The organism is Arenibacter flavimaris, assembly GCF_030291335.1.
In the GTDB taxonomy this organism is placed as follows: Bacteria; Bacteroidota; Bacteroidia; order Flavobacteriales; family Flavobacteriaceae; genus Arenibacter.
The window spans coordinates 86,385-105,074 of sequence record NZ_JASWIM010000005.1 but is presented as its reverse complement, the minus strand read 5'-3'; the positions used below and the strand labels follow the sequence as shown (position 1 = coordinate 105,074).

Here is an 18,690-nt window from a genome sequence, read left to right as displayed (position 1 = left end):
AAAACTACAATATCTTTTCCCAAACTAATATAAGGCTTAGTTTTGGGGAATAGAAAGGTACTATGAAGCTAAGAGCAGATAATATAATGAAGTCCTACCGAGGGCGACAGGTAGTTAAAGGAATTTCATTGGAGGTAAACCAAGGTGAGATAGTAGGTTTATTGGGGCCCAATGGTGCCGGAAAAACAACATCTTTCTATATGATCGTTGGGTTGATAAAACCCAATGGAGGCAATATTTATCTGGATAAAAAGGAGATAACGCGCTTCCCCATGTACAAAAGAGCGCAAAATGGCATTGGATATTTAGCTCAGGAAGCCTCTGTATTTAGAAAATTGAGTATTGAAAAAAATATTCTTAGCGTGCTGCAATTGACCAAATTGAGCAAAAAGGAACAGTTAATGAAGATGGAATCGCTCATTGAGGAATTTGGACTTGGACATATACGCAAAAACAGGGGCGATCTTTTATCGGGCGGTGAAAGAAGACGGACAGAGATTGCAAGGGCCCTGGCCACAGATCCAAAATTCATCTTATTGGATGAACCCTTCGCCGGAGTAGATCCCGTGGCCGTTGAAGACATTCAGAGAATTGTGGCCCAACTTAAAAATAAAAATATCGGTATCCTAATTACAGACCACAACGTTCAGGAAACCTTGGCCATTACAGAGCGTTCCTATCTTATGTTTGAAGGTGGCATCCTCAAATCAGGAATTCCCGAGGACTTGGCTGCAGATGAAATGGTCCGCAAAGTATATTTGGGACAGAATTTTGAACTTCGCAGGAAGAAGTTGGATTTTTAGCACTTAGCAGCCCTTATCATATAATATTTTTAGATATCCAACAACCAGATATTTATAGCACATTCTTCCTTATAAAACCTTCCAAGTACCCGCTTTGTTAAAACCCAAATTATGGACCTGTAATTTGGACCCAAGTACACACTAATGGACTTAAACCAAATTCTCCTATTTGATAATAGAACTCTTTATGTTGCGGCCGCAACCAGCATGCCCTAACAATTTGGCCTCCACTACCAGCACAACGGCCCGATTGGTCATATGGAATGACCTGATTATCTTTCTATTGAAACTCAAGGGCTTTAAAAGACTTCGCAAAATATCCCCCAGAAGCTGCTCCAGGTAATGAATTACAAATAAGTATAAATGTTATAGCGTGATGGTCAAATCTCAAAGATCCGCACCAATCGTAACGCTAAATCCGTAATCAAAGAAGTTTTTGAAAAAATGGTACACCCCGCTGAAGGTTTAAAAATAATTACATTAATAACTGTTGGCATCATTGGACGAGCTCAATACCCCTAAAACAATAGCTTCGGATGCCCTTGCCTAAAGGCTTTATGAAAAATGCAGTCCAATAGCACATAACAAATATGGCTTGTTGATATGGAGAACTACAAGGAAATAGTACATTTATGCAAATTAATTAAAGCAGGCATACTGTAATGGCAAAAGCGACTAAAAACCCAAATGAAATGTCCTTCCTGGACCATTTGGAAGAATTGAGATGGCATTTAATACGATCAACTTTTGCCGTAGTTATTATTGGAGGGATAGCCTTTTTAATGAAAAGTTTTATTTTTGATACGGTCATATTTGGCCCAATGATGCCCAATTTCCCTACCTATCACGTGTTTTGTGACTTTTCCAAGATGCTAGGTTTTAGTGAATCCTTTTGTAATACACAACCCGAATTTACGGTACAGAGCAGGCAAATGTCCGAACAATTCTCCGCACATATCTGGACTTCCATTTGGGCCGGTTTTATCATTGGCTTCCCTTATGTACTCTATGAACTTTGGAAATTTATCGCCCCTGGCCTGCATAACAATGAGCGTGAGAATGCCCGTGGATTTATCTTTATAGCCTCCTCCCTATTCTTTATGGGGGTGTTGTTCGGATATTATGTGGTGGCCCCATTATCCATAAACTTTTTAGGAGGCTATTCTATCAGTGAGTCTGTGGTAAGGGAAATAGATCTTCTATCGTACATCTCCACCGTAAGGATTTCAGTAATTTCATGTGGTTTAATTTTTGAATTGCCAATCGTCATATATTTTTTAACCAAATTGGGATTGGTAACTCCCGAAATATTGATTAAATACAGGAAGATTGCACTGGTATTGGTTCTAACTATTTCTGCAGTTATAACCCCTCCAGATGTAGTAAGCCAGATTATTGTAGCAATCCCTATTTTAATCCTTTATCAAGTAAGTATCTATATCTCCAAGATGGTATTGAAAAGAGATGCGAAAAAACAAAGAAAAAATGTCTGATCAAACATAGGAATGTAAGGACTATCCTCCACAGGGAGCATAAAGTCCTTAAACAACAACAATAAAATTATAGTGCCAGTAATTTGGGGTCAGGAACAACACTTGTGGCCCTAATCCTAATTCTTGTATTTTAAGTCCCCACTTTTACAGAACTTTTTGTCCATAGCCCCATAATCAATTAAAAAATGGGCTAACCAATGGATTTTGTTCCCATTTGGTTAACTAACGAACTAATAATGTAGATAGCAATTATGGCAGGAATGGCCATAAATTTAATGGTGAGGATCAGCACAAAACTCACCACTATAAAAATATAGCGAAGGGCGTTATCCCGGAAACTCCAATTTTTAAACTTCAACGCAAACAAACCAATAGGGGCGTTCAGTAGATACGAACTCAATAGCGTAGTCCCGATCAAGAACCATTGATTTAAAATTATGGTATTTAAAAAATCATTGTTGTGATATAGTAATATTAAGGGAAAGGAAAGTATCAACAATGCATTGGCAGGTGTTGGGAGCCCTACAAAGGAGGAAACCTGATTTTCATCCAGATTAAATTTTGCCAAGCGATAAGCAGAGGCCAAGGTAATCAAGAACCCAAAAAAGGGAATCAACGGAATGTTGAATACAGCCCACTGTATGGTATCCGGTGTATTGGCCTGAAGACCAATGTTCCACCCTCCGCTATAAGACATCCTCAATAGTTGAAACATTACTATACCCGGTACCAGGCCACTTGTTATTACATCGGCCAGGGAATCCAATTGCAGCCCCAGCTCACTTTTCACATTCAAGGCCCTTGCTGCCAATCCATCAAAAAAATCAAAAAATATACCTAAAAAGACAAAAAAAGCGGCCACCTCCAACTTGTTCAAAACCGCAAACACAGTGGCGATACAACCGCAAAAAACATTCAACAAGGTAATAAAATTGGGTATATGGCGCTTCATAGGTCTTATTTTACTTGGTTTAACTCCAACATTTGCACATCGCAACTTAGGTATCGTCATGTAAAAATACCATTTATTAAAAAATGCTGTTAAAATATATCCTGTTTTTTATAATAGCTTGGTTTATGGCACATAAATCCTATAATTTATTCGATATTTGCGTTGGTATTTTTAAAAAATAGTGGCTCCCAATTGTATATGAGCAAAAGAATTCTTTTTACTGCATTTTTTTTGGGCCTGATGTTCCACTGTGCGGCACAGGTAAGGGAATTATCCCCCGAATCCCAAATTAGCGTTCTAACCTGTGGTTCTGGCAGTGACCTATATACCACCTTCGGTCACAGCGCTTTCAGAATACAGGATCCAACCCAAGGTATAGATTGGGTTTATAATTACGGGACTTTTAATTTTGATCCGCCCATGTTCTATGTGGAGTTTGCGATGGGTAAATTGTACTATTCCCTAAGCAAGCAAAATATGCCCAATTTTTTGTACGCCTACGAAATGGAAAATAGATGGGTAAAAGAACAGCTCTTGCAACTTACCCCCACAGAAAAGAATAAATTGTTCCAATATCTGGAAAATAATTATCGCCCGGAAAATAGGGATTATAAATACGATTTCTTTTTTAACAATTGCGCCACTAAAATAGGGGATGTTTTACAGGAGTCCCTGGGTAAAAACCTCAATTTTAAAGAAGGCCATTTGGAAAAAAATTACACCTTTAGGCAGCTTATACACCAAAACCTAACCACCAATTCATGGTCCAGTTTTGGTATAGATTTGGCGTTGGGAGCAGTAATAGACAGAACTGCTACGATTATGGAACATATGTTTTTACCCATTTATGTAATGGAACAATTGGGCAATACCACATTGTCCGAACACCATCTAGTAAATAGGGAAAGATCAATTTTAACTACCGTAAAAAAGAAGGGAAAGGAGTATTTTTTAGCCTCCCCCCTATTTTGGATATTGGCAATGTTATTGTTTGTTTTGACCATTACCTATATCGACTTTAAGAATAACGTAAGATCCAGGGTCATAGACTCCATACTGTTTTTTGTAACAGGACTGGCCGGTGCCCTGCTGATTTTTCTTTGGTTTTTTACCGATCATACGGCTACGGCCAACAACTTTAATATCCTATGGGTATTTCCGTTAAATTTAATTGTAGGCTTTACCCTTGTTAAAAAGAACAACGCTCCTGGTTGGCTACCCAAGTACTTACTAATTCTGTTGGGACTATTGGGCTTGACCTTGGTATTGGCAATTTTCAAAGTTCAGGTGTTCTCCCCCTTGGCAATACCCCTTTGGATTATGCTTGGCGTGAGATATCTTTTTTTATGGAAGTATTTCCAACAACACATTAGTTTAAAATAACACCTTAGATGAACCTACTTACCGTTGAAAACATATCCAAATCATTTGGCGAGCTGTCACTTTTTTCAAATATTTCCTTTGGCATCAACAAGGACCAGAAGATTGCATTAATTGCCAAAAATGGAAGTGGTAAGACTTCCATTTTAAATATACTTTCGGGCAAGGATGCATCGGATAGTGGTCAGATAAATAGCCGTAAGGGCATTCGAATTTCATTTTTGGAACAAGAACCGGACCTAGATCCCAAATTGACCGTTGAGGAAACCATCTTTGCATCGGACAACGAGGTATTAAAAGTTATTCAAAACTACGAACATGCCCTTCTGGATCCAGAAGATGCGGACGCTTACCAAAAGGCCTTTGAAGCTATGGAACGCTATGACGCATGGGATTTTGAAACGCAGTACAAGCAAATCCTGTTCAAATTAAAATTAGAAGATCTAGATGTAAAGGTAGGACTACTTTCAGGGGGTCAAAAGAAACGATTGGCATTGGCCAATGCCTTGATAAACAGGCCAGACCTACTTATATTGGATGAACCTACCAACCATTTGGATCTGGAAATGATCGAATGGCTGGAACAGTATTTTGCCAAAGAAAACATGACCCTGTTTATGGTTACCCACGACCGATATTTTCTGGAACGGGTCTGCAATGAAATCATTGAACTGGACAATGGACAATTGTATTCCTACAAGGGCAATTATTCCTACTATTTGGAAAAAAAGGAAGCCCGTATAGAACAAGAAGCCGTGGAACAGCACAAATCCAAAATACTGTTCAAGAAAGAACTGGATTGGATGCGTAGGCAGCCCAAAGCACGGACCACAAAATCGAAATCCAGAATCGACGATTTTCATACTATCAAGGAAAAGGCAAGCCAACGTAGAAAGGAACACGAGGTACAATTGGAAATTAATATGGAACGGATGGGGAGCAAAATTGTGGAGCTCCATAAAATTTCCAAATCCTTCCCGAACAAGCCCATTCTGGACAAATTTGAATATAATTTCCTAAAGGGGGAACGCATTGGCATTATAGGAAAAAATGGCACAGGAAAATCTACCTTTTTAAATATACTGAGTGGCTCCGTACAACCGGACAGCGGCAAGGTCATCATAGGAGAGACCATTAAGTTTGGCTATTACACCCAAAAGGGCATTACCATAAAAGAAGGTCAGAAAGTTATCGACGTCATTCGCGAATTCGGGGATTACATTCCCTTGATGAAGGGGAAACAAATTTCTGCCCAGCAACTATTGGAACGTTTTCTATTCGACCGGAAAAAACAATATGACTTTGTAGAAAAATTAAGCGGAGGGGAACGTAAGCGACTGTACCTGTGTACCGTACTGATACAAAACCCAAACTTTCTAATCTTGGACGAGCCAACCAATGATCTGGACATTGTAACCTTGAACGTATTGGAAAGTTTTCTGCTCGATTTTCCCGGTTGTCTTCTAGTGGTGTCCCATGACCGTTATTTTATGGATAAGATAGTGGACCATCTCTTTGTTTTTAGGGGAAATGCAGAAATTGAGGACTTCCCTGGCAACTATTCCGATTTCAGAACTTACGAGGATAGCAACATACAGGAAAACAAAGCATCCAAGGAAAAAGCCAACGAACTAAAAAGTACAAAGAACACTTGGAAAGAGGAAGAAACAGGAAAAAAGCTGTCCTTTTTGGAACAAAAGGAATACAAGCAATTGGAAAAGGAAATCCAAAAATTGGAATCCAAAAAGGTGGAAATCCAAAATAAGTTTACGGACAGTACCCTTTCAGGTGAGGATATTTCCCAATTGTCCATTGAGCTCAAAACAATTACGGATGCCATTGAGACAAAAACGGAACGCTGGTTTGAACTTTCCATGTCCATGGACGAATAAATCCTGTCCTTTCAAAGTATAATATGTTATTTAAGCTATTCGCATTTATAAAGTTCAGGCTTACATCCAAGAACCAGCACGGGATACACTCCCCTTTTGTTTACCGGTATATAACAAAATGTCTTTACGCCGACCCTCGGTATAGACCTTCAAAATCCCATAATGTTCTGTTTAAGACAATCTCGTATTTTGATCTTCACACGATACATTTGACACCTACCAATATTGCCTTGGAAAAAGAATTATCGCAATATTTTAAAAAAGTAACTTTCACCAACACCTCCGACGAATTAATATATATTGATCGTTTGGATTTGGCAATGGTAAATAAAACAATTGTTCAGAACAGTAGTATCACCAACGATACCGTTGTTTTCATTAACAATATATACCAAACAAAAGATACGGGGAAACTATGGAGTAGTATAAAGGAATTGGACCAAGTAAGGGTTACCATAGACCTTTTTTACTGTGGCCTGGTATTTTTTAGAAGGGAACAGGTTAAGGAGCATTTTAAGATTCGGATTTAAACCCGTATTTTTAAAGAAGCAAAAGAAACTCTAAAAATTTGGACTTATGGACTACGTAATTTACATAGTATTTGCTGTACTAGTAGTAGTTTTCTTTGTTGCCCAAGGGTTTACCAAAAGAAAATCAAGAGACCGAAAATCAAGAAAATTCATGGAAGATTATAAGCGGGAGGATAGAAGTAAGTCCAAAGACCAAGGATAAAACAATAGAAGACCGGTTTCCAAACAGAAAGCAGTGTTGACCAGCCCTACCCTCTACTATTATCCATAAAATAAATATTCCTTAAACTAATATACATTGACCGGAATGAAAATCTACACCAAGACAGGCGATGATGGCACAACAGCTCTGTTTGGCGGTACGCGCGTACCCAAACACCATATCCGAATAGAAAGTTATGGCACCTTGGACGAACTCAATTCCTGGATCGGATTGATCAGGGACCAGCCAATGGAGACATCCTCCAAAGAGGTATTGATAAAAATTCAGGAGAAACTGTTTACCATAGGAGCCCTTTTGGCCATTGATCCCAAGAAAGAAAAATTAAAAAACGGTAAAGACCGATTGAATATTCCTAAAATTAACAATGGGGATATAGACCTTCTGGAGAAAGAAATAGACCAAATGGAAGAGCACTTGCCACCTATGACCCATTTTATATTGCCCGGCGGACATACAACAGTGTCATATTGTCATATTGCAAGGACCATTTGCCGCAGAGCGGAGCGTTTGGTTTCCCAATTGAACGATTTTGAGCCAGTTGACGACATTTTATTATCCTATATTAACAGACTTTCCGATTTTCTATTTGTATTGGCACGGAAATTGTCGTATGATGTGCATGCTGAGGAAATAAAGTGGATTCCAGAGAAAGGTGACTAATAAATTCGTTAATTCTTCGTTATCAAATTATTAAAGCGATATAACTGAAACTTTATTAGATAAATTTTATGTAAAAAAACTTGGCTGTTTCAGTTTAAAAATTACTTTTGCAAAATATTAAAAATAAATAATTACGATGTATTGGACATTAGAATTGGCATCATACCTAAGTGATGCACCCTGGCCCGCAACAAAAGACGAATTGATAGATTACTCAATTAGAACCGGTGCACCTTTGGAGGTTGTAGAGAACCTACAGTCCATGGAGGAAGAAGGAGGGGAAATTTATGAATCAATCGAAGAGATTTGGCCAGACTATCCTACGGAAGAAGATTATCTTTGGAACGAGGACGAGTATTAAAATATTAACGGAATTACAACAAAAAAGTCTCATATGAGGCTTTTTTTTTACGTAATTTTGATGTTGGAAATCTTATATCCAAAAGATGGCATTGCACGTGCCAACCAAATATTTCGTGCAGGTACAATGGAAAAGGCTTTTACCAAGTCTTTCATTAATAACAGAAATCATTATGAGTTTTTTAAATTCAGTATTAAAGGTATTTGTAGGGGATAAATCAAAGAAAGATGTCAAGGACCTACAACCTTTGGTCGATCAAATAAAATCATTCGAAGCGGCCTTGGAAAAATTGAGCCACGATGAACTTCGGGAAAAAACCACTTTTTTTAAGAATAAATTAAAAGAAGACTGCAAAGAGATCAAAGAGCAGATAGACAAGTTGCTAAAGGAAGTAAAGGAGTCTGCAGATATAGACAAGAACGAAGATATTTATGCGGAAATAGACAAACTAAAGGAGGAAATGTATACCATTTCCGAAAAAACCTTGACAGAAATATTGCCCGAGGCCTTTGCTGTTGTTAAAGAAACGGCAAAACGCTTTGCCAATAATGAAACCATTACGGTTAAAGCTTCCGAATATGACCGATTGCTTTCAGGCACAAAAGATTACGTTAGTTTGAACGGCGACAGTGCCATCTGGAAAAACTCTTGGGATGCCGCCGGTAAGCAGGTTACTTGGGACATGATACATTATGATGTGCAATTAATTGGGGGAATTGCCCTACATCAAGGAAAAATTGCCGAAATGCAGACAGGGGAAGGTAAGACCTTGGTCGCAACCCTACCCCTCTATCTAAACGCACTAACCGGAAACGGAGCCCATTTGGTTACCGTAAACGATTATCTGGCCAAAAGGGATAGTGCATGGATGGCGCCCATATTTGAATTCCACGGGCTTTCTGTAGATTGTATAGACAAACACCAACCCAATTCGGACGGACGTAGGGCTGCCTATAATGCGGATATTACCTATGGCACCAATAATGAGTTTGGCTTTGATTATCTTAGGGATAATATGGCCCATACTCCCAACGACCTGGTACAAAGGCCCCATAATTATGCCATAGTGGATGAGGTGGATTCCGTTCTTGTAGATGATGCCCGTACCCCCTTGATCATATCTGGCCCGGTACCGGAGGGCGATCGTCATGAATTTAATGAACTGAAGCCCAAAGTAGGTGATATTGTTGGCAAGCAACGCGCCTATTTGACCGGAGTTTTGTCCGAGGCCAAAAAATTGATTGCCGAAGGGAATACCAAAGAGGGCGGTTTTCTATTGTTACGTGTACATAGAGGCCTTCCAAAGAACAAAGCCTTGATTAAATTCTTAAGTGAAGAAGGGGTAAAACAATTACTGCAAAAGACCGAGAATTTTTATATGCAGGATAACAACCGGGAAATGCCGAAGGTAGATGAAGAACTTTGGTTTGTTATCGATGAAAAGAATAATCAAATTGAACTCACGGAAAAAGGGGTCGAATATCTATCAGGGGATGGCGAAAAGGACTTTTTTGTAATGCCCGATATTGGCAGCGAAATAGCAAAAATTGAAAGTCAGGATCTTGAAATAAACAAGGAAGCCGAATTAAAGGAAGAGTTGTTCAAGGACTTCGCCGTTAAAAGTGAACGTATCCATACCATGAACCAACTGTTGAAGGCATATACCCTTTTTGAAAAGGATGTGGAATATGTGGTTATGGAGAACAAGGTAATGATCGTAGATGAACAAACAGGCCGTATTATGGATGGCCGACGTTATTCGGACGGATTGCACCAAGCCATAGAAGCAAAAGAGAATGTAAAGATCGAGGCAATGACCCAAACCTTTGCTACCGTAACCTTACAGAACTACTTTAGGATGTATAGCAAATTGGCCGGGATGACCGGTACAGCCGTTACCGAAGCAGGGGAATTTTGGGAAATCTACAAGTTGGATGTTATGGAAATCCCTACCAACAGGCCTATTGCAAGAGATGACAGACAAGACTTGATCTACAAGACCAAGCGCGAAAAATACAACGCCATTATTGAGGAGGTAACCAAAATTTCACAATCCGGTAGACCAGTACTAATTGGTACCACCTCTGTCGAGATCTCGGAACTTCTTTCCCGTATGTTAACTATCAGGAAAGTACCCCACAATGTACTGAATGCAAAATTGCATAAAAAGGAAGCGGATATTGTAGCCGAAGCAGGAAATGCAGGCGTGGTAACCATAGCTACCAACATGGCAGGTCGTGGTACCGATATTAAATTAAGTGAAGAAGTAAAGAAGGCCGGAGGTTTGGCAATTGTTGGTACGGAACGTCATGATTCAAGAAGGGTGGACAGGCAGCTTAGAGGTCGTTCAGGGCGACAGGGAGATCCTGGAAGCTCTCAATTCTATGTTTCCTTGGAAGACAACCTTATGCGGTTGTTCGGATCGGACAGGGTGGCCAAAATGATGGATAAAATGGGCTTGGAAGAAGGTGAGGTTATCCAACATTCCATGATGACAAAATCTATTGAGCGTGCTCAAAAGAAAGTGGAGGAAAATAATTTCGGTGTGCGTAAGCGATTGTTGGAGTATGATGATGTTATGAACGCCCAAAGGGAAGTAGTCTACAAAAGAAGACGACATGCCCTACAAGGGGAGCGACTTAAAGTAGATATCGCCAATATGATCTACGATACCTGTGAGGTAATTGCGGATACCAACAAGGCGGCCAACGACTATAAAAACTTTGAATTTGAACTTATAAAATATTTCTCCATCACCTCCCCTATTAGCGAAAATGACTTCTCAAAAATGGGCGTACAGGAAATGGCGAATGTTATTTATAAAACTGCATATACCCACTATAAGAATAAAATGGAGCGCAATGCTGCCACAGCCTTCCCGGTTATAAAAAAGGTATATGAAGACAATGCAAATAAGTTTGAAAGAATTGTGGTGCCTTTTACAGATGGCATAAAATCCCTGAACGTGGTTACCAATCTACAGGATGCCTATGAAAGCAATGGCACCCAGTTGATTACGGATTTTGAAAAGAACATTTCCCTGGCCATCATTGACGATTCCTGGAAAACACATCTGCGTAAAATGGATGAGTTAAAACAATCTGTCCAATTGGCCGTACATGAACAAAAGGACCCTTTGTTGATCTACAAATTTGAGGCCTTTGAACTTTTCAAGGGAATGATAGAAAAGGTGAACAAAGAAATCGTCTCCTTCCTGTTTAAAGGAGAGCTTCCAACACAGAGTCCGGAAATCCAGGAGGCCAGAAATATTCGCAGGCCAAAGGAAAACTTAAAGACCTCCAAGGAGGAAATCCCCAACAGCGATGAAATGTCGGCCCAAAGCAGGGCTGTAGGCCAAAATCAGGGTGGACGGCCACAGGTAACCGAAACCATTGTGCGCGAAAAGGCTAAAATAGGGAGAAACGAAAGGGTCACCATTAAGAATGTAATGTCCGGTGAAAGCAAAACGGTAAAATACAAACAAGCAGAACCGCTTTTGGACAAAGGCGAATGGGTAATTGTAGAAGATTAGCACAACAGCCAATGACCTCATAATTAAAATAGTACATCCAAAAAAAGCGACACCCTTAACAGGCGTCGCTTTTTTATTGTCCAAATTTTAATATATTTATAACAACACTAAGGTTCTTTCTGAAGGCTAAATGAAATTAAAAACGACTTGGAATGGAGCAAATTTGGGCCGAAAATCAATAGATTTAAAATCCAACCTGCCATGAAAAAGGATTTTTATAAAAGTATTGTTTTAACCCTAAAATTCATCGCGCTTTAATTCAAACGATTATCTTTACCCTCAGAATACAACCATTAACCATTTTTTAATGCAAATACCCACTCAGGATAAGTACCGACTGAAGGACAAAGTCCGTTTAACTTTAAGGGTCAACTATATTTCCTCTGTCCTCTCCATTATTTTTGGTATTATCTGCATATTTCTCCTTAAGATCACTGAAATAATTCCGGCTACCTTTATTGTCTTTGGCACTTTAAATTTGGCCAACACCCTATTGTTCCACAGGCACAAACTACTGGGATTAACTTATAATATTACCTCAATAATGGCCTTGTGCTCCTCTGTTATTATTACCATATTCAGTGGCGGTATCAACAGTCCATTTATTTTTGTTTTGGCCTTGGTGGTATTTGCCGGCTATATCAGCACAAAGGTTTATGGTAGGGTTTACCTAAATTTAAACCTGCTTATTATTATCCTGATTTATTCACAAAGTATAGCAGAATTTAATTTTACTGAAAACGTGGTCCCTGTTGAAAGTAAGAATATGTTTGCGCTTTTTAGTATTCTTTTCTCGGTATACCTCTTAGGCGGGGTCATAGGAAAAAACCTTCTTAAGGCCCACAACGAATTACATAGGATCAGAAACGAAAATGAGGCCCGTATTAAGGAAAAGGACACGCTTTTAAAAGAGATTCACCATAGAGTAAAGAATAACCTGCAAACCGTATCCAGTTTACTTAGTCTTCAATCCAGAAGCATTGAAGAGCCTAGAATGAAAACTTTAATAAAAAGCAGTCAAAACCGGGTAATTTCCATGGCCATGGTGCATGAGATGTTATATATGCGCCACGATCTGTCCAAAATTGAATACAAATCCTATGTAGCGGAATTAAGTGATTATCTAATACGCTCCTTTAAAGGAACTGAAAACAATATAACCCTCAACATCAAAATCCCGGATATTAAACTCGGGATAGACACGGCTATCCCATTGGGATTATTGATCAACGAAGTAATTACCAATGCCCTTAAATACGGTATTAAGGATAATGATCAAGGGGAAATACATATAGAACTTGTAAAAACAAATGCTAAAGATTATATACTTTATATTGGTGACGATGGCGAAGGCTTTCCCGAAGACATTAGCCATAGGAACACCAAATCCCTGGGGCTAAAACTTATCCATAACCTGTCCAGGCAATTAAAAGGATCATTGAACAGGGATTCTTCCAAAAAAGGCACGAACTACATTGTTAAATTTTCCGATATTCAACATCCGTTTAAGACCTAGCCCCACAAGTAGATGTTACACTTATTGGTATAGTCCTTCTTATTTTTACTTTTCAAAAAAAATGGCCAGGGAAAATCCCAATAGCCATAAAATTGAATTATAAACAACGGCTTATTTCCTTTCCTGTTCTGCCGACACTTTCAAGGGTCTAAGAACCCCCTTCGTTTTAGGGAAAATAATGATATGACTAAGTCCAAGAAATACCATAATTAAAAGAGCAAATAATATCATAATGGTCTATTTAGGGACTGACCGTTTAGGGGCAGTGGGTTAGTGTATCGTATTAGGCCAATTTGGCTTTGTTTAATTTAGTTGAAAAAGACAATGCTTTGGTAATCTTCGAATTTCTGAACATATACAAGCGTGCAACCGCGTTCTCATTTTTTAAAACAACCTCTTCCAAAGTAGTAGCAATGACACTCATGGCAACACTATCAACCTTTACTTCGGCCGCAGCGTTTTGTGATTTTGCAGCCATTCCGACAAATAAAGCTAGAGATAGGGTAAATATGGATTTCATGACTTGCTTTTTGTTATATATATATAACTTTGGCAAGTGTATTTTTATAGGTTCCGATTCGTTGAAAAGCACTGTTATTCGTTCAGTGGAAAAAGGGCTGTTAATGTGCAAAATATTGTCGATAAACGTCAGGAAGTCTAAATCCACTTTAGCGGAAAAAGAAGTAATTGCCCGATGTTACCTAGTTGAAATTATTGATCTTATATCATTTCATGACTTAACATTAATTGCATAATGCACTTATGTGTATACTCTGGAACAGTGATGTCAGCGATAATGAAAATTAGAAATCGCAGATGTGGCCCTATCCAATATGTGCAACTTCCTTCCAAATAACTACGGGTATCCCTAAAATGGCGATCATGTAGAAGTAACTATACCAATGATCCAGGCAGCCGAAAACTCCTTTTGGGAAGTACAACTACAACCGTAGGGAAAGTCACAAAACATGTTAAATATTTTTTTTATTTCAAAGCAACTGCCTAGTTTTGTCCAGTATTTAAAAAATGGCACGTAGCAAACAATATAACGAAGAGGAGGTAATAGAAAAAGCCATGGGCTTGTTTTGGCGAAATGGGTATGGGAATACCTCAGTTCGTATGTTGGAAAAAGAAATGGGTATAAACCAATTTTCCATTTACTCAAGTTTCGGAAGTAAAAACGGGGTTTTTTTGGAATGTATTAAGTCCTACAAAAAAAAGATACACCGTATCACGGAAATTCTAGAAAAATCGAACAACGGGGTTATAGGTATTAAACAATATTTTTACGACTTTTTGGAATTCTCCAAAGATGATAATGGCAAAAAGGGATGTTTGGTGACCAATACCGTAAATGAATTAGGAGAACATGGGGATCCGATTATTATGACAGAATTAAAGAGTTTTTTTAATGAAATTAAAACCCTATTTGCAAATAATTTAAAACAAGACAAAAATAAAGCCCAAGAAAGTATCGATAAACAAGCTAATTACTTGGCGGCATCCATGTTGGGACTTTCGTTGGCCTCCAAAATATTAAGACGGGAGCAATTGGAAGATTTTATAGAAACAGCATTCAACAACCTTTGACTTTTTTTTAACACATTTCTAAGCATTTGCTTAGAAATAAATCCAGAATTAAATAAACAATAAATTAAAATTTGAATTATGACAACATTAAAAGTACACGACATTGAATCCGCACCGGAAGAAAGCAAGCCCTTTTTGCAAAAATCGGTTAAAGCCTTTGGCATGATACCTGGTTTACATGGGGTTTTGGCCAGTGCTCCCGGCATCCTAGAGGCATATCAGACATTGCATCAATTATTTGTGGACTCTTCCTTTAACAACGAAGAATTAACCGTAGTATGGCAAACTATTAATGTGGAGCACGAATGTCATTATTGTATTCCGGCACATACAGGCATAGCCCATATGATGAACGTAGATCCGGCTTTAACTGAAGCCTTGAGAAACAGGACCGTAATGCCCACAGAAAGACTTCAGGTATTACATAAGACTACTCTATCTATTGTTCGGAATCGCGGTAATATTTCAGAAGAAGAATTGAACAGATTCTATGCTACGGGCTACACGGAAAGACAAGTTTTGGAAATCATCCTCGGTCTATCACAAAAAGTAATAAGCAACTATTCCAACCATATTGCCAACACTCCGGTTGACGCTCCATTTCAAAAATTTACCTGGAACAAAGACAAGGTAGGAGTCTAATTCCTTGATTAGATAATTAGCTTAAACCTTCCTCTTACTCGGAAGATCTATCATTAATGCATATTAAAAAAATAAAATTATGAGCATTTCAATTGCAAACAAAGTCGCACTGGTAACAGGAGCAAATAGAGCAATTGGCAAAGCTATTGTGGAATCTTTTATAAATCACTGTGCTAAAAAAGTATATTTGGCCGTCCGTAATACAGAATCTGGATCAGGAACAATTGTTGTGTTTATGCAAATATTCTTTTGGAAAAAAATAGCTACATAAAAGATATTAAACCTAGATCCCGCCGAAAAGGACGGGGTTAGTTCAACTTGCAATTTTAATTGTGTCTTATCGACTTCTCAAAATTGAGTTTCACTAATAAAGACACTGCATTTTGGCTTCGTTTTCCGCAAGGGATCCCGGAGCGTATTGTGCCGTCCATGAAAGGTAAAAAGTGGCTTGAAAAGGAGCTATTTTAGCGCGCCAAAAAGGGGTGGATCCAGCCTGTTTTCCCCTATTTTCATATACGGCCTAACTATGGACTATCTATGGAGTATCTATGGCTTATCCCCGGACATGACCCGTCCTAAAATAGCTATACATGTTATTCATGAATGCTACGTATTTGGGCGATACAAAAAATGAACAGAACAGGAATTTGGGATAGAAAATTCTATCTTATTTCTATTCACACACAACTTTTGAGATTGACCCCAGAATCTACCAAATATTTGGAAGAGAAATATGGAAATAAGGTGTTAACCATAAAAGCGGATGTTGCCAACGCAACTTCCATTCAACAATTGGCAGAACAAACTAAAGATGTGGATATTGTCGTAAACAATGCAGGAGTAGGACCCCCCTACCCCACCCTTGGCAATGATGAGGAAAAGGATTTTGCCTATAACCTGGAAGTAAATGCTTTTGGATTGCTCCGTATTGCCAATACTTTGGCCAAAACATTGGAAAAAAATAAAGGTGCCCTGGTCCAACTAAACTCCATTGCATCTATCAAAACTTCCCACAACTTTCTACCTATTCTGCCTCGAAAGCGGCCTCCTATTCCCTTACCCAGGGTCTAAGAACTGAGCTCGGTGCTAAAGGTGTACATGTCCTTAGTGTTCGCCCCTGTCCTATTGCAACTGATATGGGAGCTACAGCAGGTTTTGAAGATGGAGCTGCCACTTCTGTGGTTTCAGAAGGTATTGTAAATGCCCTTAATGTTGGGGATATCCATTTGTTTCCGGACGAAATGGCCAAACAATTTGAAGGGGCATATCAAAGTTTTTCCGATAATATTGTAATGGCAGATTTCTCTGAATAATCCTATTAGGAATAAATATTAAAAATTCATAATCTGATTAAATTAACTGTAATGTATCCGAATAGTGAGGGCCTAGAATTCAACAAGGCGCATTACACTAGGCAGCATGGTCAACTATTCTCCGATATATTAGGTGATGCTATTGTATCCTCAGATATTAATTATGGACTTTTGGGTGCCAGTCCTGACCAGACCGCTAATATTGTGGTTGGCGTTGACGGCAATCCTTGGATAATGTCTGAACGGGTAAAAACAGGCACACCGTTTAAAATTCCAATGTAGCCAAAAGCGGAAATCTTAATCGATAAATATAAAGACGATTACCGAACCTATGAGAAAATTAATCTTCTACCTAAGCTGTCCAACCAAAAACTGCACAGCTATCTAAAAGAAATAGCAGACCAATGTGGTATAAAGAAGAACCTAACTTTTCATATGGCACGTCATACGTTCGCTACTACGGTGACTCTAAGCAACGGTGTTCCTATAGAAACCGTATCGAAGTTACTAGGTCATACTAAATTGGCCACGACCCAAATTTATACTAGAGTAGTTGAAAGAAAAGTTAGTAACGATATGCACTTGTTAAAGATTATGTTAATTTATTTTTAGAGTTTTTTCTAAAATAAAAAACGATTCTAAAGTTGCAAAATACCTTGTTAGTCAAGTGAATAATAATTCTTGGTTGCCTTAAATTTCCTAAATATTTTATTACTAGACAACCGTATTATTCAATAATGTTTAATAGACAAAAAAACCAATGAAGAGTTTTTGACGTTTATACAGTATAACTATCTACACATACATTTTTAACTACATTTAGCATGAGTAGATTCTATTTTTATCGCTATTACATTAATATTACAATTTAACTCAAGTTAAAATATGTCTATATTAAAATATACAGTACTACCACTAAAACAAAGAGCTTTAGAACCTTTCGTAAAGCGGATATCATATATTGAAAATGAAACGGTAGAACCTCAGTTTCACTCTATACCTCCCATAGGTGCCAATGGACTCTCTTTTTACTTTGGAGCTCCCATGCGACATATTATTAATCATGAAACTATTCCTTTACTCAAAGGAGCTTCTGTATTAGGTACTATAACAGAAGATGGTATTACCGTAATACATCAAGGTTGTGTTAAACAAATCTATATTGAGTTTACACCTACAGGGTTTTATCGTTTATTTCATAAGCACGGAAGCAAATTTACAAATAGTCCTCCTGCCGATTTCTCTACTATAGATGCACAAATGTTGGAAAATGAATTAGAAAATTGTTCTAAAGATGTAAAAAGTATACAAGACGTTTTTGAAAACTACCTATTACGTATAATGCCAAATGCACTTCCTGAAATTCCTTTAATAAATAACGTTGTCTCATTGATGCAAGCAGATGTTGCAGATAAAAACAGGGTAGAGGACATTTGCAAAAAAGTAGGTGTGAACCAACGGTATCTTTCTCGCTTATTCAAAAAAGTAATAGGCATGTCTCCTAAAAAATATTATAGAACACAGCAATGGAACACTATTATGAGCATTATCAATCAAAATAAAGAAGAAACCTTAACTAAATGGGCTCTAGAGTGTGGGTTTTATGATCATCCTTCTTTCACAAAAGAATTTAAAAAGTTTATGCAAATTCCTCCAAGTGAATTTATTAATGGAGACGTTAGCTTAGTTCAAATGGTTCTTAGACAAAATCGGCAATAATAAGATCAAGAACCTGTAACATATCCAAGCATTTAGAATTAAATGAGCCTGTCCATTTTATACAAGACTTGATTGATTTTCATA

Annotated in this window: 17 protein-coding genes and 2 pseudogenes; 17 read left to right on the top strand and 2 right to left on the bottom strand. The window is 38.1% G+C overall.

Going from position 1 to position 18,690, the window contains the following annotated elements:
• Positions 1-62 precede the first annotated feature (62 nt).
• Positions 63-803 carry an LPS export ABC transporter ATP-binding protein gene (gene lptB, locus QSE00_RS06365; protein WP_093978757.1) on the top strand — a complete coding sequence of 247 codons (741 nt, stop codon included), beginning with the start codon at positions 63-65 and terminating at the stop codon, positions 801-803.
• Between the two features lie 662 nt (positions 804-1,465).
• Positions 1,466-2,296, top strand: coding sequence for a twin-arginine translocase subunit TatC (gene tatC, locus QSE00_RS06360; protein WP_286105332.1), 831 nt, complete (start codon positions 1,466-1,468; stop codon positions 2,294-2,296).
• A 190-nt stretch (positions 2,297-2,486) separates the two neighbouring features.
• Here tatC and QSE00_RS06355 read toward each other — a convergent pair whose 3' ends face one another.
• Complete coding sequence (locus QSE00_RS06355) at positions 2,487-3,248, bottom strand: CDP-alcohol phosphatidyltransferase family protein (protein WP_286105331.1); 762 nt, start codon at positions 3,246-3,248, stop codon at positions 2,487-2,489.
• 198 nt (positions 3,249-3,446) lie between these two features.
• Here QSE00_RS06355 and QSE00_RS06350 point away from each other — a divergent pair, with 198 nt between their 5' ends.
• The 8 genes from QSE00_RS06350 to QSE00_RS06315 all read left to right on the top strand — a co-directional run bounded on the left by QSE00_RS06350 (position 3,447) and on the right by QSE00_RS06315 (position 13,342).
• The gene (locus QSE00_RS06350; protein ID WP_286105330.1) at positions 3,447-4,631 is read left to right on the top strand and encodes a lipoprotein N-acyltransferase Lnb domain-containing protein; all 1,185 of its coding nucleotides are present in this window, start codon (positions 3,447-3,449) and stop codon (positions 4,629-4,631) included.
• 8 nt (positions 4,632-4,639) lie between these two features.
• Entirely contained in the window at positions 4,640-6,520 is a 1,881-nt protein-coding gene (locus tag QSE00_RS06345; protein ID WP_110357847.1) for an ABC-F family ATP-binding cassette domain-containing protein, read from the top strand.
• A gap of 23 nt (positions 6,521-6,543) precedes the next feature.
• Positions 6,544-7,050: a hypothetical protein gene (locus tag QSE00_RS06340; protein WP_286105329.1), complete on the top strand. Its 507-nt coding sequence runs from the start codon at positions 6,544-6,546 to the stop codon at positions 7,048-7,050.
• A 46-nt stretch (positions 7,051-7,096) separates the two neighbouring features.
• On the top strand, positions 7,097-7,252 hold the full coding sequence (locus QSE00_RS06335; RefSeq protein WP_286105328.1) for a hypothetical protein: 156 nt from the start codon (positions 7,097-7,099) through the stop codon (positions 7,250-7,252).
• A gap of 105 nt (positions 7,253-7,357) precedes the next feature.
• Positions 7,358-7,933, top strand: a complete 576-nt coding sequence (locus QSE00_RS06330) for a cob(I)yrinic acid a,c-diamide adenosyltransferase (protein ID WP_110357849.1) — start codon at positions 7,358-7,360, stop codon at positions 7,931-7,933.
• Between the two features lie 136 nt (positions 7,934-8,069).
• A complete protein-coding gene (locus tag QSE00_RS06325) occupies positions 8,070-8,294 on the top strand; it encodes a DUF2795 domain-containing protein (protein WP_013994285.1) in 225 nt (74 codons plus the stop codon).
• Positions 8,295-8,466: 172 nt separating this feature from the next.
• A complete protein-coding gene (gene secA / locus QSE00_RS06320; protein WP_110357851.1) occupies positions 8,467-11,826 on the top strand; it encodes a preprotein translocase subunit SecA in 3,360 nt (1,119 codons plus the stop codon).
• A gap of 307 nt (positions 11,827-12,133) precedes the next feature.
• The gene (locus QSE00_RS06315) at positions 12,134-13,342 is read left to right on the top strand and encodes a sensor histidine kinase (RefSeq protein WP_286105326.1); all 1,209 of its coding nucleotides are present in this window, start codon (positions 12,134-12,136) and stop codon (positions 13,340-13,342) included.
• A gap of 283 nt (positions 13,343-13,625) precedes the next feature.
• On the opposite strand, the gene QSE00_RS06310 is transcribed toward QSE00_RS06315, so the two are convergent.
• A complete protein-coding gene (locus QSE00_RS06310) occupies positions 13,626-13,862 on the bottom strand; it encodes a hypothetical protein (RefSeq protein WP_286105325.1) in 237 nt (78 codons plus the stop codon).
• 506 nt (positions 13,863-14,368) lie between these two features.
• Between QSE00_RS06310 and QSE00_RS06305 the strand changes: the two genes are divergently transcribed.
• From QSE00_RS06305 to QSE00_RS06275, 7 genes and pseudogenes are all read left to right on the top strand, one after another.
• Positions 14,369-14,932: a TetR/AcrR family transcriptional regulator gene (locus tag QSE00_RS06305; protein ID WP_110357854.1), complete on the top strand. Its 564-nt coding sequence runs from the start codon at positions 14,369-14,371 to the stop codon at positions 14,930-14,932.
• Between the two features lie 78 nt (positions 14,933-15,010).
• Entirely contained in the window at positions 15,011-15,574 is a 564-nt protein-coding gene (locus tag QSE00_RS06300) for a carboxymuconolactone decarboxylase family protein (RefSeq protein WP_286105324.1), read from the top strand.
• 79 nt (positions 15,575-15,653) lie between these two features.
• A complete protein-coding gene (locus tag QSE00_RS06295; protein ID WP_286105323.1) occupies positions 15,654-15,845 on the top strand; it encodes a hypothetical protein in 192 nt (63 codons plus the stop codon).
• Positions 15,846-16,177: 332 nt separating this feature from the next.
• Positions 16,178-16,677, top strand: a pseudogene (locus QSE00_RS06290) (SDR family NAD(P)-dependent oxidoreductase); the annotation flags it as partial.
• A 33-nt stretch (positions 16,678-16,710) separates the two neighbouring features.
• Positions 16,711-16,887 (top strand): Rossmann-fold NAD(P)-binding domain-containing protein, encoded by a 177-nt coding sequence (locus QSE00_RS25160; RefSeq protein ID WP_353477447.1) that lies wholly within the window; start codon positions 16,711-16,713, stop codon positions 16,885-16,887.
• A gap of 198 nt (positions 16,888-17,085) precedes the next feature.
• Positions 17,086-17,499 (top strand): annotated as a pseudogene (locus tag QSE00_RS06280) (site-specific integrase); the annotation flags it as partial.
• Positions 17,500-17,772: 273 nt separating this feature from the next.
• Entirely contained in the window at positions 17,773-18,606 is an 834-nt protein-coding gene (locus tag QSE00_RS06275; protein ID WP_110357856.1) for a helix-turn-helix transcriptional regulator, read from the top strand.
• Positions 18,607-18,690: the final 84 nt, after the last annotated feature.